The 14415-nt window shown below is 46.3% G+C and carries 12 protein-coding genes; 9 read left to right on the top strand and 3 right to left on the bottom strand.

Annotated elements, in window-relative coordinates; genetic code table 11:
- Positions 1–4 precede the first annotated feature (4 nt).
- Positions 5–1105 carry a tyrosine recombinase XerS gene (gene xerS, locus B4V02_RS11655; protein ID WP_007432508.1) on the bottom strand — a complete coding sequence of 367 codons (1101 nt, stop codon included), beginning with the start codon at positions 1103–1105 and terminating at the stop codon, positions 5–7.
- A gap of 114 nt (positions 1106–1219) precedes the next feature.
- Here xerS and B4V02_RS11660 point away from each other — a divergent pair, with 114 nt between their 5' ends.
- From B4V02_RS11660 to B4V02_RS11670, 3 genes are all read left to right on the top strand, one after another.
- Positions 1220–1729: a GNAT family N-acetyltransferase gene (locus B4V02_RS11660; protein ID WP_007432507.1), complete on the top strand. Its 510-nt coding sequence runs from the start codon at positions 1220–1222 to the stop codon at positions 1727–1729.
- A gap of 652 nt (positions 1730–2381) precedes the next feature.
- Positions 2382–5525 (top strand): cellulose binding domain-containing protein, encoded by a 3144-nt coding sequence (locus B4V02_RS11665; protein WP_094154879.1) that lies wholly within the window; start codon positions 2382–2384, stop codon positions 5523–5525.
- A 247-nt stretch (positions 5526–5772) separates the two neighbouring features.
- Entirely contained in the window at positions 5773–6237 is a 465-nt protein-coding gene (locus tag B4V02_RS11670; RefSeq protein ID WP_094154880.1) for an SRPBCC family protein, read from the top strand.
- Between the two features lie 242 nt (positions 6238–6479).
- On the opposite strand, the gene B4V02_RS11680 is transcribed toward B4V02_RS11670, so the two are convergent.
- Positions 6480–7397 (bottom strand): AEC family transporter, encoded by a 918-nt coding sequence (locus B4V02_RS11680; RefSeq protein WP_094154882.1) that lies wholly within the window; start codon positions 7395–7397, stop codon positions 6480–6482.
- Between the two features lie 248 nt (positions 7398–7645).
- Between B4V02_RS11680 and B4V02_RS11685 the strand changes: the two genes are divergently transcribed.
- A complete protein-coding gene (locus B4V02_RS11685) occupies positions 7646–8620 on the top strand; it encodes a copper amine oxidase N-terminal domain-containing protein (RefSeq protein ID WP_094154883.1) in 975 nt (324 codons plus the stop codon).
- A 155-nt stretch (positions 8621–8775) separates the two neighbouring features.
- The gene (locus B4V02_RS11690) at positions 8776–9564 is read left to right on the top strand and encodes an SDR family oxidoreductase (protein ID WP_094154884.1); all 789 of its coding nucleotides are present in this window, start codon (positions 8776–8778) and stop codon (positions 9562–9564) included.
- Between the two features lie 59 nt (positions 9565–9623).
- Here the strand turns inward: B4V02_RS11690 and B4V02_RS11695 are convergent, their stop codons facing one another.
- Entirely contained in the window at positions 9624–10349 is a 726-nt protein-coding gene (locus B4V02_RS11695; RefSeq protein ID WP_094154885.1) for a DsbA family oxidoreductase, read from the bottom strand.
- Between the two features lie 205 nt (positions 10350–10554).
- On the opposite strand from B4V02_RS11695, the gene B4V02_RS11700 reads away from it, so the two are divergent.
- From B4V02_RS11700 to B4V02_RS11715, 4 genes are read left to right on the top strand one after another with little or no spacing between them, the layout of a single operon-like run.
- Positions 10555–11580 carry a LacI family DNA-binding transcriptional regulator gene (locus tag B4V02_RS11700; protein WP_094154886.1) on the top strand — a complete coding sequence of 342 codons (1026 nt, stop codon included), beginning with the start codon at positions 10555–10557 and terminating at the stop codon, positions 11578–11580.
- Entirely contained in the window at positions 11573–12451 is an 879-nt protein-coding gene (rbsK, locus tag B4V02_RS11705; protein ID WP_094154887.1) for a ribokinase, read from the top strand. Before B4V02_RS11700 ends, rbsK begins: the two co-directional genes overlap by 8 nt.
- Before the next feature lies 1 nt (position 12452).
- Positions 12453–12887 (top strand): D-ribose pyranase, encoded by a 435-nt coding sequence (gene rbsD, locus B4V02_RS11710; protein ID WP_094154888.1) that lies wholly within the window; start codon positions 12453–12455, stop codon positions 12885–12887.
- A 45-nt stretch (positions 12888–12932) separates the two neighbouring features.
- Positions 12933–14414 carry a sugar ABC transporter ATP-binding protein gene (locus B4V02_RS11715; RefSeq protein ID WP_094154889.1) on the top strand — a complete coding sequence of 494 codons (1482 nt, stop codon included), beginning with the start codon at positions 12933–12935 and terminating at the stop codon, positions 14412–14414.
- The last annotated feature ends 1 nt before the right edge of the window (position 14415 follow it).

The raw sequence follows: 14415 nt of genomic DNA on the forward strand, positions 1-14415 counted from the left end.
GACATCAATCGGATGATTCAGCTTGAGACTCCAGCCGCCGTTCAATCGCTTGAGACATGGTTTTGTCGGTCAGGTGGGCATAGACTTCAGTCGTTTCTGTCGAAGCGTGCCCGAGTTGTTCCTTGGTTTTGTAGATATCATTTTGCAAATAATAGTCGGTGGCAAACGAATGGCGGAGCTTGTGAACGGTCAGGTAAGGCTTGCCGAACCGTTTGGCGTACTTGATGATCATCGCCTGAATCGCTCTTTTGGTCATCCGTTTGCCCTCCGTGCTGCCGTTGGGTCGTGCTACAAAGAGAGCTTTTTCTTTTTTTGGAGCACGGTAACGGGTGTGTCTTAGTGACAAATAGAGTACAAGATCATCCTTGGACTGCTCGCGGAAATACACCGGTGTTTTAAACGTTTCATCGTTATTGCCTTTGCGGTACACGTATAGTAATTTATTGTTTAGATCCAGATCATCCATGTTCAGATTGACGATTTCGGACACGCGCAGACCCGAGTTCAAAATGAGACTGGCGATACAGGCATCCCGTTCCTTATTCAGCTCATAGGAGTAAAGCGCCTGCTTGTTGTCGGCCAGATCGTGTCCATAGCCTTCATAAATATAGCCGATAAATTCTAGCAGCTCTTCCTCTTCCAATATTTTTCCCTTGAGCTTGGCGGCTGTATCCTTGGGTTTATGTATGCGCTTGATTTCCACCTTGGCCATAATGTTGCGTTTGAGCAACGGATAAAAATTTTCATCCTCAGCGATCTGGCTTAAATAATGAAAGAGGGAACGGAGAGACGATAGCTTGCGTGAAATCGTAATGCGGGAGTTGGAGCCTTCGCGTTTAGTGGACAGGAACAAACGAAAACCTGTAATGCTGTCCATATGAAGTGTCTCTAATTCTTCCAGCGTAACTTGGGCGTTCGTTTCTCCGGCAGACAAGCCTTCCGAGCGAAGCCATGAAAAAAAAGCTTCATAATCCCGTACATATTCCAGAAGGGTAGAGGGGGATAGGTCGGGAAGCTTGTAATCCATAAATTGCTGTACGTACCACGGTAGATCCGGCATTTTTTCATCCAGTTTGCGCCGGTCGATGATCTTTTGTATATTCATTGGGTTCCACCTCGTCCGGTCATAATATATATGTATTTTAACATATTTTGAACAGTACTGGATGGGATGTAACCAAAGTAAAGAATGCACGGAACCGCCAAGAGGGGGGAAAGTATGGGGTATAATATCAAATCCGAACTTAAGCTGTCCATAAAAAGTGTACCAGAGTCGCAGAAGGACATTATTGTCCAGCTCATGCAATTTTATTTATATGATTTTACAGCCTATCTTCGAATTGATGTTACTGAGAAAGGTACATTCCCGGCTTACCCGGATTTGTATCAATACTGGACGAGTGGCGAACAGAAGCTGCCTTTTTTAATATGGAGACAGGATATTCCTGTGGGCTTTGCGCTGGTTGACCGAATGTCCAGCAATCGGGAGGCTGACTACTATATGGCTGAGTTTTTTGTGCTTCGTCCTTATCGGCATAATGGCGTCGGAACCTGGGCAGCTCATGAGCTGTTTGGACGTTTTGCCGGGCGTTGGAAGGTGACACAGATGAGCACGAATAGACCGGCACAATCCTTTTGGCGCAAGGTGATTGATCGCTATACGAACGGGGATTACAGGGAACAGACACATCCCGTACGAGGGAATATAAGTCAGTTTTTCAATACATGAAAAATTCATAATAATATACTATGAACAAAAAGAGTCGAGGCGATGATCCAGCGGCTCTTTTTTTGTTGTCAATCACCATCCTCATTTTGATTTCGATGAGCGTGCTCTGCTGGTGGCAGGCAGCATTTTTTTAGCATTAGCGCTTGAGTATATGTAATAATATGGAATTAATTAAATCCTGCCGGGGCATCAGCTGCGGCCGAAAATCGCTTAAACCGCGCTATGCGCGGTTTTTTGGCATTTATCGAGGAATTTTGACATATGCAAAAACAAGAAAACTAAATGATTATTTCAATATATGAAAAATTATAAATAGAAAAAAACAGATGGAATAAGCGGTAAATGGAGCGATTTAGCAGGAGTAAAAGTACATAAATTATATAGGTAATATTACATATTCTTGAATTTTTACACAAGGAAATAACAGAAAAATGACGAATGTATTGAATGAGATGCACAATGTAAGCCCTTATTTGGAAAGGAAAGGCTTAATTGGTGACTTCTTTTTATTATTTCATTGCATGATTGGAGGTGAAGGCGGAAGAAGTCAGTTTGAGTTGTGGGCTGAAACGAGTTGAAACGGAGGATCGAATTGGCTAATTTTTGACAGCAGGTATGACGTATGTTCAAACGAAAGAGAGGATGGCATTCATTGAAAAAGGCAAAAAACAAATTAGGAGTTGCGTGTCTGGCGCTCATGATCGCAGGAGCTTCCTGGCCGGGGATGGCAGCGCAGGTGCATGCGGCACCAACAAGCGATGAGTACAGCTGGAAGAGTGTAGTTACAGGCGGAGGCGGCGGGTTTGTGCCCGGTATTATTTTTAATGAAAAGGAAAAGGATCTGATATATGCCCGTACGGATATCGGAGGGGCTTACCGCTGGGATGCTGCCAAAGAGAGCTGGATTCCGCTGACGGATTCTGTTGGCTGGGATGACTGGAACAAAAATGGGGTAGACGCGCTGGCTACCGACCCTGTCGATCCCAATCGGGTATATATTGCCACAGGTACGTATACCAATTCCTGGGACAAGGAAAATGGGCAAATTATGCGTTCGACCGACCGGGGCAATACGTGGCAGACAACCAAGCTTCCTTTTAAGGTCGGGGGTAATATGCCGGGACGTTCGATGGGTGAACGGCTGACGATTGACCCGAATAAGAACAATATTTTGTTCTTCGGGGCACGCAGCGGCAATGGTTTGTGGAGAAGTGATGATTACGGGGTGACCTGGAGCAAGGTGACCAGCTTCCCGAATCCTGGCGACTTCGTGCAAGACCCTTCAAATGAGTATACCAGTGATAACATTGGCTTGGCCTGGATTACATTTGATAAAAAAACAGGCTCATCCGACAAAGCGACTCAGACGATTTATGTAGGTGTAGCCGATAAGAAGGAAAGTGTGTACCGCAGTACGGATGGCGGGAAGACCTGGTCTGCTGTAGCGGGACAACCAACAGGTTATTTGCCGCATCATGGTGTTTTGTCCTCGGACGGAAATTTGTACATTACGTATAGTGATGGAGCCGGCCCTTATGACGGGACAAAAGGTGAAGTGTGGAAATTGAATACCGCCAGCGGGCAATGGACCGATATAAGTCCTGTCGCCAGCAGCAGTTCGGACGATTATTTTGGATATGGCGGATTGGCAGTGGATGCGCAGAAGCCAGGTACTCTGATGGTGTCTACGCTGAATTCCTGGTGGCCGGATGCACAAATTTATCGCAGCACAGACAGCGGGGCAACCTGGAGCCCCATTTGGGAATTCGAATATTATCCAAATCGCAAGATGAGATACAATCAGGATATTACAGCCGCGCCTTGGCTGACCTTTAATACGATTCCTGCCCCGCCTGAGGTATCTCCGAAGCTTGGTTGGATGGTCGGTGATCTGGAGATTGACCCATTCAATTCAGACCGTATGATGTATGGTACGGGGGCTACAATTTATGGCTCCAAAAATCTGACCAACTGGGATAAAGGCGGAAAGATTGACATTTCGGTGGCAGCCAAGGGTATAGAGGAAACGGCCATTCTGGATCTGGTGAGTCCTCCAAGCGGTGCCCCTTTGGTGAGCGGAGTCGGTGATGTCTCCGGCTTTAGACATGATGACTTGTTCAAGGCTCCAGCTAAAATGCTGGATAACCCGACCTTTACAAGCAGCGAAAGCATAGATTATTCAGAGTCAAATCCCGGCTTTATGGCACGGGTTGGCAAGGCGGATTACAAAAAAGATCCAAATGCCAAATCCATCGGATTCTCCCATGATGGCGGAGCGAACTGGTATAAAGCGAACAGCGAGCCTTCCGGCACTGCAGGAGGAGGCAGCATTGCCGTAGCTGCTGATGGCAACAGCTTGCTCTGGAGCACATCGGACAAAGGAGTATTTTACTCCAAGACATCCGGTAATTCGTGGACAGCGAGCACAGGTGTTCCGGCAAATGCCAAGATCGCCTCTGACCGGGTGAACCCGAACAAATACTACGCATTTGCAGCCGGAAAAGTATATACGAGCACGGATGGAGGGGCTTCCTTCAAGGCATCTGCGGCAACTGGATTGCCATCCCAAGGCAATGCGGATATCGGTGCTGTCCGTGGTGTGGAAGGAGACGTGTGGCTCGCCGGGGGCTCCGAGGATGGAGGGTCTTATGGCTTGTGGCATTCCAAGGATTCCGGCGTCACCTTCACCAAGCTGGATAATGTTGAGCAAGCAGACTTTGTCGGCTTCGGCAAAGCGGCTCCGAACCGTACCAATGCGGCCGTATTCATCGTCGGCAAAATCGATGGTGTACGTGGATTTTACCGATCGGATGATAGCGGCGCGAACTGGGTGCGCATTAATGATGACGAACACCAGTACGCACGGGTGACGACGATTATCGGCGACCCTCGGGTATACGGACGTGCGTATCTGGGAACCAATGGACGTGGAATTCTCGTGGCGGACCGCTTGAGCGGCGAAGAGGCTCCGGCTCAGTCCACGATTACCCCTACGGCTGCAACCTATGGGCCGGACGGCAGTTATGCTGATATTTCTGTCAAGCTTACACTGAATGGCAATACGCTGGATGAAATCCAGCAGGGCAGCAAGGTATTAAAGAAAGATGAGGATTATAAACTAGACGGCGAAAAGGTAATCCTCTCCAGTAAGTATTTGTCCACACTTCCAAAAGGAAACACATCATTGACGTTCCATTTCAATACAGGTGGCGATGCTCAATTTGTCGTTACAGTGAAGGACAACACGCCTAGTGACCCGGGAACAGATCCAGGAACGGACCCAGGTGCTGATCCGGGAACAGATCCAGGAACGGACCCAGGCACTGAGCCTGGAACAGAGCAGGGCGTTCTGAAGGTACAGGCATACAATGGCAATTTGATGGATACAACAAATACAATTAATCCTAGAATTAAAATCTTTAACACAGGCACTTCTCGCGTCTCATTAGCGGATGTGACGCTGCGCTATTACTTTACCGTGAACGGGGAGAAAGCTTTGAATTTCTTCACGGATTGGTCTAACTACGGCGCATCCAATGTATTCGCCAGCTTTAAAAAGATGTCCGATCCAAAAACAGGAGCGGATACTTACGCGGAAATCGGCTTTAAATCTACAGCAGGTTATTTGGAGCCTGGTCAAAGTGTCGAGCTGCAAACTCGGATATCCAAGGTGGATTGGACCAACTACTCACAATTTGATGATTATTCCTTTGACAGTGCATCAAACAGCATGAAGGATTCAAGCAAAATAACTGCTTATTTATCTGGCAGCAAACAGTGGGGAATTGAACCGTAAATCTAGTTAGACATATCTTGGATGCACACAAGGCTAATTTTTCAGCAATAAGCCTTGCGAGTCCTGCAACTGTTTAAAGCTTGCAATGAAGCCAGCCACTCTGTATGAGTGAGCTGGCTTTTTGCTGTCCAGCCATTATTGCAGGCTTCGGACGGTAAACTTGTTGGTGCATGTACAGCTTTTGAACGAGACAAAATAAGAAAGTATCAAGCTAGCGAGCCATCAGACGCACAGAAAGGATGAAATGATGAAGCTAACCTTAAGTCATCAACCAGCAGCAAAGGCGGAAATGTTGATTAGAAAACCGGTAAAAGAGGTGTTCGAGGCTTTTATCGACCCTGCGGTTACCACAAAATTCTGGTTCACCAAAAGCAGCGGAAGCTTAAAAACGGGAGAATGTGTTCGATGGGATTGGGAGATGTACGGCGTTTCCGCAAACGTAGAGGTAAAGGAAGTGGAGGAAAACAAGCGAATCCTCATCGAATTTGGCACCACAGTCGAATGGATATTTGCTTCCCGGACGGAGAATGAAACGCTCGTTACGATTACCAACACCGGATTTAAAGGCGATGGTGATGACATTGTAAAGCAAGCCATAGTGTCAACGGAGGGCTTTACAATTGTCCTTTGCGGACTGAAGGCGCTTCTGGAGCACAATATTGTTTTGAATCTCGTATCGGATAAAGCGCCGGATGCCCACGTCAAACGCTAAAAATCGTTTTTTAAAAGAAAATGTCTTACTAATGTATAAAGAGGCGGTTGCAGATTCTATAATAACTATTTCACTATATGAAAAATTCAAAATAGAAAAACCGTCTCTTGTTGCCCCATATCTCCATAAAACACACATCCGCCATAAGAAAAAGAAGAAGATAGAACATATGTTCTTTAATTGGTGAATAAGAAACGCCCTCGTTCGAAAAAGGCGTTTAAACTGTGGAATGGGAATGACCGTCATACAAGGTACCGGGATGCGTAAATCAACAGGGTCATCGTTATGACATTCACAATCGTAGAAAGCAATACCGTTTGTGCGGCAAAATCAGGTTCATTTTTATATTCTTCCGCCAGAATACTTGTATTCACGCCAGTAGGCATACCGGATGCAATGAGCAGTGCCTGAGCCGGAATTCCTTTGAGACCAAGCAGCGATACAATCAGAAAACCGACTATGGGACCTGCGATCAGGCGCAGTACCATACTGATATACACGGCTGTACGGCGCAAACGGAAGGGATATTGCACAATTTGCGCCCCCAAAGTAAGCAGAGCAACGGCAACCATCGACTGGCTGATATAATTCAAAGGCTCAGTTAGTAAATGGGGCAATGGACTATGCAGCACATTCAGCAGCAAGCCCAGCGCCAGCGCGTAGGGGACAGGCATTTTCAAAAAATTAATTAAAATCTTTCGGGTATTGGCCTTGCCACTTTGTACAACAAATGTACCGTATGTAAACGTAACAAAGCTTTGAAAGGTCATGATCAGAGCTTGAACGGAAATAGCCAGTGGATCACCCTTAAACACCAATTGGTTGATTGGCAGCCCATAATTTCCTGAATTATCTAGCATAACACTGTTTGTAAATGCTCCACGCATTCCGGGGCTGTATTTCAGAGATCGGGCGACGGTTGTGCTGATCACGTACAGAATAGCTATGTATAAGGCGTAAAAAAGCGAAACCTCACCCATGAGCATCAAGGATATTTCCGAATTATAAAGGCCCGTAAACACTACCGCAGGGGTGATGTAGTAAAAATTGATTTTAGCCAAGGTGTACAAATCCAGTCGGAAATAATATTGCATGATGCATCCCAAGCCAATGAGTACAAAAATAGGTAAAACAACGTCCAAAAGTATGGTGCCAAACATGTCTGTTTCATCTTCTTTCTATTATGCGAATGTAAGGGCTAATGCTTAAAAATGCATGTGTAAATTCCATTATACTGTGGAAATCGGTCAGGCGTATATTAAAATTTTAGACTGGATTGGCAATCTGCGCTGCAGCTCTCACGGCGTTTCACCCATTAGTTAAAAAAAGATAAAGAATCAGCTTATAGAAGCCGTTAATACATCTAGGGACATTGGAGCCCGGTCTTACTATAAGGAGGAATCGCATCATGAGAAACACTTGGACAGCCTTATTAGCGTGTATACTAGTCTTGGGATTGACAGCAGGAACTGCTGCAGCCAAACAGGGGCGCGGAAATGGTCAAGAGAACAGGCAGGAAGCAAAGACGTCTGTTAAAGACGTGAATGAAAAGAGCAGGGAAAAGGTAAGCAAACCTCATGACTCAGACAATGATCAGTCCAAAAATCCTAACGATAAAGCATCTGGAAAAAAGGGTGAAGCTGCACCTGCTGCAGTAACGTATGATACATACGGGGAGTTCAAAGGTCACAAGGGACACAACGGGTACAAGGGGCTGCTTAAAGCGGTAGAAAATACGAAGGATAAGCCGGCAGGAGCGGTTATTGCGAACCTGCTGCTTACGAAATACCCGGACCGATTGACTCAGGAGCAGATTGCTGAACTCGAATTGATCCGGAATTCAGGTAAAGCACTGACTGAGGCAGCTGATCTGCTGGCCCAAAATGGAAATGTAACAGATGCTGTTTACATGCAAGAGGAAGCGGTGCTGGCTGATGTAACTGATCTGGACAGCTACAAAAAGCTAGGTGAGTTCTCGAAGAAAGCTGGAGTGCAGTCAGGTATGAAGCTGTTCGTGAACGGTAAGCAATACGACACCAAACCGATTAATCGCAATGGAACCACACTGGTTCCGTTTAGAACAGCTTCCGAAGCCTTGGATGCGAAGGTTGCCTGGGATCCGAAAGAAAAGGCTGTTATTGTCACTCGTAACGGCGTAACTGTCAAATTAATTGTTAACAGCTCCAACGTATATATTAACGGTCAGTCGTATTCTATCGAGCAGCCGGCATCCATAGTGGACGGGACGACAATGGTCCCTGTAAGGGTAATCGTAGAGGCCTTGGGAGCCAATGTTAAATGGGAGCCTGAGAGCCAGTCCGTTGTCATATACGAGCAGCCAACAACATTAACGCCTACATCAACACCTACATCAACACCCTAATGTGCTGTGAACACAAATTTTTGTAATAGCGAAAAGGCTCTTGACTAAATCGTCAGAGCCTTTTCTATCTGTGTTCAAAAGGAAAGGTTACTCGCATTACATGCTCGGCATGTGTACAATTAAATTGAGATAACAGAGAAAAGGAAGTGGCAAACATGGATTTGGGATTAACGGGAAAGGCTGCCTTTGTTGCGGGTTCCAGTAAAGGGCTTGGCAAGGCAAGCGCACGGGAACTGGCGCGTGAAGGAGCGAATGTCGTGATTTCAGGACGGAACGAAGCCGAGCTTCAGCGGACACAGGCCGAATTACAGGCAACAGCGAGTGGACGGGTTGAATATGTAGTTTGTGATGTAACGAAACCAGAGCATATTTCCAAGGCCATCCGCCGCACAGTGGATTTGTATGGTACCATCGATATTTTGGTTAACAATGCGGGTGGGCCTCCTGCGGGAACATTTGATGACTTTACGGATGAAGTTTGGCTGCAGGCCTTTGAGCAAAATTTACTTAGTCATATCCGGTTGATTCGCGAGGCTCTGCCATATATGAAAAAACAGCAAAGCGGCAGGATTTTAAATATTGCCTCTTCTTCGGTGAAGCAGCCGATTCCTGGCCTGATTATCTCGAATACGCTGCGTACTGGGGTCGCTGGACTGGCAAAAACATTGTCTATGGAATTAGCTCCTTACAATATTCTGGTACATACTGTAGCACCTGGGAGAATTGCAACAGATCGTGTTCGCAGCCTGGACGAGCATCGGGCAGAGAAAACTTCCCAGACGGCAGATCAGGTTCGCAGGCAAGCAGAAGAGGGCATTCCGTTGGGACGATATGGGGAGCCTGAGGAGTTTGGTAAAGTCGTTGCTTTTCTGGCGTCGACAGCTTCATCCTATTTGACAGGCAGTACCATTCTTGTTGATGGCGGAATGATTAAATCGTTATAAATAAAGAAGCGTGCCAGCAGCGAAGTTCATCGGCTGTTAGGCACGCTTTTTTTGAAGTTTTATTTCTGGCGAGGAATTTCACAACCGTCGTCAGTACAAACACCGCCTGCATCATGTTCGGAGGAGTCTGCGCTTACCATCGTAAATGGAGAACGTTCGCTCCATGCTTTTTGCAGAGCATCATGGAACACTTCCTCCGGCTGAGCGCCCGAAACCGCAAATTTCCGATCAAACACAAAGAACGGCACACCGCGAACGCCCAACTCAGCGCCTTCGGCTTCATCGGCACGAACTTCATCCGTAAAGCGGTCACTGGCCAATATAGCAGCAGCTTCTTTCTGATCCAAACCTACCTCGGCAGCCAATGCCGCCAGCACTTCATGGTCGCCGGTATGCTTGCCTTCTATAAAGACAGCCTGGAATAAACGCTCGCTCAGCTCCAGCATTTTGCCCTGTGTTTGAGCCCAATGTGTCAAACGGTGAGCATCAAGAGAGTTGGTCGGCACCATCGCGTGAATATTGTATTCCAAACCTGCAGAGCGTGCATTTTCGTTCATACGGTCATTCATCGCTTGTGCTTCTTGCAGACTGACGCCATATTTAGCTGACAGCTCTTCATTAATCGTTTTGCCGCTATCTTTTACAGCATCCGGGTTCAGTTCAAAGCTCTTAAATGTTAATTTTACCTCATCGCGGTGTGGGAATTGCTGCAGCACTTGTTCCAAACGGCGTTTGCCGATATAACAGAACGGGCACATAAAATCTGACCAAACTTCAATATTCATAAGGAAAAGCCTCCATGTTTTATTGAGTAAGCGGAAATGAGTCAGCTCACTTTTACAATGTGTATCAAAGATGAAACTTATTTGGTTACAATATGGATTATAAGCCCACGGCGTTTAATGTGCAAATATTTAATACTTGTCAAAAAACAATTACTGTGATATTTTATACCTGTAACCGGTTACACATTGGAGTTGAAACTACATTATGACAACAATTAAACAGGTCGCCAGCTTTGCAGGTGTTTCTGTAGCGACCGTATCCAGAGTTATTAATGAAACAGGCTATGTGCATGAGGACACACGCCGGAAGGTTGAGGCGGCTGTTAAGCAGCTGAATTACAAGCCTAACGAGGTCGCTCGTTCTTTGTATAAAAAGAAATCCAGATTAATTGGTCTGCTTTTGCCAGACATTACGAATCCTTACTTTCCCTTGCTGGCTCGCGGGGTGGAGGATCGAATGCAGGAAAATGATTTTCGAATTATTTTTGGCAACAGCGATGAAGATCGCCAAAAAGAACTGGATTACATGGACACGTTTACGCAAAATAATGTTGTTGGAGTCATTTCATCTACCAATGATCCAGACGCCGACTGCTATGCCAAGCTGAAAATTCCTGTCGTTTTTCTTGACCGGACTTCCAGTGACAGCCTTTCCGTATTTGCAGATGGGGCCCATGGTGGTCGATTGGCGGCTCAGGAAATGGTTGCCCGTGGCAGCAAACAAATTACAGTCTTGCAGGGTCCCGCACATATTCGTCCGGCGCAGGATCGTTTTCGTGGAGCGGTTGAAGAACTTCAGCAATTGAACATTACTTATCATGTCGTCGAAACAACGTCCTTTTCGTTCAAGGATGCGGAATCGTGGGCCAAAGAGCTGTTTAGCAAGCATCCGGATACGGACGGGGTTATCGCCAGTAACGATATTGTGGCTACAGCGGTGATGCATGAGGCACATCGATTAGGGAAAAAAATCCCGGATGATGTTCAAATTATCGGGTTTGATGATATACCATTAAGCAGCTTGCTGTTCCCGCCTTTGTCAACGATTCGCCAGCCTGCTTATGAAATGGGCTGGGAAGCGGCAGGTTTGCTGATTCAACTGATTGAGCAATCGCAAGCAACGAAGTCAAGCATGCGCCAACCTCATTCAAGCATATCCTATTCAAGCATTCAGTTGCCCGTCAAATTCATCGAACGGGCAACGACGAGAAAGGTGGATTTTCATGGCTAAAATTTTGATTATTGGAAGCAGTACAATGGATCTTGTAGTCACTTCATCGAAGCGCCCTGGTGCAGGAGAAACTGTACTCGGCGAAAGCTTTACAACCGTGCCTGGGGGCAAAGGCGCTAATCAGGCAGTAGCTGCAGCCCGTCTCGGAGCGGACGTAACGATGATTGGACGTGTAGGAGATGACCAATTCGGACAACAGATTTTACGGAATTTCGAAGAAAATCATGTCCATATCGGCTATGTGAAACCGGTTACACATATGGAGAGCGGCACTGCACATATTATACTGGCTGAGGGCGATAACAGTATTATTATGGTCAAGGCAGCCAATAACGAAGTGACACCCGCCTATGTGGAAGAAGCACTTGATGTCATCCGAAGCTCGGATATGGTGCTGGTACAACAGGAAATACCGGCGGAAACGGTCGTTTATGTAAGCGAAATGTGCGCAAAGTACCAAATACCGTTCTTGTTCAATCCTGCTCCGGCACGTGAAGTAGAGGCCAGCGTGATTGAGAATGCGACATACATTACGCCAAATGAGCATGAAGCTGCCATCATGTTCAAGGACTTGAGCCTTCAAGAGGCCCTGCGCAAATATCCGAACAAGCTGTTTGTTACGGAGGGCAGCAATGGAGTACGGTTTTTCGACGGAGAACAGGAAGTAGTGGTTCCTACTTATAAAGTAGAGGCTGTTGATACCACCGGTGCAGGTGATACATTCAACGCTGCATTTGCGGTGGCACTGGCTGAAGGAAAATCGCTGGCTGACAGTGTGAAATTCGCTAATCGTGCTGCTTCATTGTCCGTTACCAAATTTGGAGCCCAGGGTGGTATGCCGACCCGACGTGAAGTGGAGGAGCAATTATAATATGAAAAAACATGGAATCCTGAACAGTCATATATCCAAAATTTTGTCGGATCTCGGCCACACGGACTATATTGTCGTGGCCGATGCCGGTCTGCCTGTTCCTGAAGGCGTTCCCAAAATTGATTTGGCCCTTAAGCTGGGTGTTCCCTCTTTTCAGGACGTCGTAGATGTCATCGCTGCGGATATGGTAATCGAAAAGGTGACGTTGGCTGAAGAAATCAAACATGAAAATGAACGGGCATTACAGCAGATTACCCGTACGTTTTCAGGGGAGCAATCAGAAAATCTGCAGCTTGCGGCACAACCTGCAGTCATTGAATTTTGCTCGCATGAACAATTCAAGGAGCTGACCCGGCATGCCAAGGCGATCATTCGCACAGGTGAAGCCAAGCCGTATGCTAATTGTATTTTACAGGCAGGGGTTAACTTTGGATAATCCATTTTGGCTAAGATATTTTTTGAATAAAAAGGAGGGTGCAGCATGCAGATTCAAATGAAGGGAATTCACAAATCCTTTGGAACCAATCAGGTGCTGAGTGGAGTAGATTTTGATCTCCGTGAAGGAGAAGTACATGCCCTCATGGGTGAAAATGGCGCAGGCAAATCAACGCTGATGAATATTTTAATTGGATTGCACCAGCGTGATGAGGGAACGATCACGATCGACGGTCAGGAAACGTATTTTACTAATCCCAAGGAGGCCGAGCAAAAGGGAATTGCTTTTATTCATCAGGAATTGAATGTGTGGCCGGAGATGACGGTGCTGGAAAATCTGTTTATCGGCAAGGAAATGACATCCAAGTGGGGATTACTGAACAGTACTAAAATGAAAGCGTTAGCAAACGCGCAATTCGCTAAGCTTGCAGTAAATCTTCCCTTGAATGGTGAGGCAGGCGATTGCTCTGTAGGTCAACAGCAGATGATTGAAATAGCCAAAGCACTGATGACGGATGCAAAAGTTATCGTGATGGATGAACCAACAGCCGCTTTAACCGAACGGGAAATTCAAAAGCTGTTTGAGGTTATTGCTTCCTTGAAAAAGGATGGCGTTTCAATTGTATATATATCACACCGGATGGAGGAGATATTTGCGATCTGCGACCGTATTACCGTCATGCGTGACGGGAAAACAGTGGATACCCAAGCCATTCCAGATACCAATTTTGATGAGGTTGTACGTAAGATGGTCGGAAGAGAGCTGACCGAACGCTACCCGGTAAGAACGCCTGCTTTGGGGGACGTGGTATTGGAGGTCAAAAATGCCTCGCATAAAGGTCTGTTTGAAAATGTGAATTTTTCGGTAAGATCAGGTGAAATTGTAGGTTTCTCAGGTTTGATGGGCTCGGGACGGACCGAAATCATGCGGGCACTTTTTGGACTGGATACTTTGGACAGCGGAGAAATACATGTACGTGGAAAAAAGGTGTCTATTCGCAAGCCGGATGATGCGGTGAAGTTGGGAATTGGCTTCATTACTGAAGACCGTAAAGATGAAGGTTTGGTGCTGGATTTTTCGATCAGGGAAAACATGGTGCTGCCCAATCTGTTTAGCTTTACTTCAAAAGGATTGATTTCAGACAAAAAAGAGCTGGATTTTGTTAATACATTAATTAAGCGCTTACAAATTAAAACCCAGTCGGGCGAAACGCCTGTCCGCAGTCTGTCAGGTGGGAATCAGCAAAAGGTAGTTATCGCCAAATGGGTAGGCATTGGACCAAACGTTCTTATCCTCGATGAACCAACGAGAGGCGTGGATGTGGGGGCCAAACGAGAAATTTACCAATTAATGAACGAACTGACTGAACGCGGAGTCGCCATTATCATGGTATCCTCAGAGCTCCCCGAGATACTCGGCATGAGCGACCGTATTGTCGTGGTGCATGAGGGAAAGATCAGTGGAGAGCTGAGCAGGGAAGAAGCCACACAAGAAAACATTATGACGTTAGCTACAGGAGGACAGTAAT

Origin of the sequence: Paenibacillus kribbensis (assembly GCF_002240415.1) — a bacterium.
GTDB lineage: Bacteria > Bacillota > Bacilli > Paenibacillales > Paenibacillaceae > Paenibacillus > Paenibacillus kribbensis.

What these genes read in the sequence shown, in the direction of transcription:
- xerS (WP_007432508.1), bottom strand. Translation starts at nt 1,105, where the DNA reads ATGAATATACAAAAGATCATCGACCGGCGCAAACTGGATGAAAAAATG.
- B4V02_RS11660 (WP_007432507.1), top strand. Translation starts at nt 1,220, where the DNA reads ATGGGGTATAATATCAAATCCGAACTTAAGCTGTCCATAAAAAGTGTA.
- B4V02_RS11670 (WP_094154880.1), top strand. Translation starts at nt 5,773, where the DNA reads ATGAAGCTAACCTTAAGTCATCAACCAGCAGCAAAGGCGGAAATGTTG.
- B4V02_RS11680 (WP_094154882.1), bottom strand. Translation starts at nt 7,397, where the DNA reads ATGTTTGGCACCATACTTTTGGACGTTGTTTTACCTATTTTTGTACTC.
- B4V02_RS11685 (WP_094154883.1), top strand. Translation starts at nt 7,646, where the DNA reads ATGAGAAACACTTGGACAGCCTTATTAGCGTGTATACTAGTCTTGGGA.
- B4V02_RS11690 (WP_094154884.1), top strand. Translation starts at nt 8,776, where the DNA reads ATGGATTTGGGATTAACGGGAAAGGCTGCCTTTGTTGCGGGTTCCAGT.
- B4V02_RS11695 (WP_094154885.1), bottom strand. Translation starts at nt 10,349, where the DNA reads ATGAATATTGAAGTTTGGTCAGATTTTATGTGCCCGTTCTGTTATATC.
- B4V02_RS11700 (WP_094154886.1), top strand. Translation starts at nt 10,555, where the DNA reads ATGACAACAATTAAACAGGTCGCCAGCTTTGCAGGTGTTTCTGTAGCG.
- rbsK (WP_094154887.1), top strand. Translation starts at nt 11,573, where the DNA reads ATGGCTAAAATTTTGATTATTGGAAGCAGTACAATGGATCTTGTAGTC.
- rbsD (WP_094154888.1), top strand. Translation starts at nt 12,453, where the DNA reads ATGAAAAAACATGGAATCCTGAACAGTCATATATCCAAAATTTTGTCG.
- B4V02_RS11715 (WP_094154889.1), top strand. Translation starts at nt 12,933, where the DNA reads ATGCAGATTCAAATGAAGGGAATTCACAAATCCTTTGGAACCAATCAG.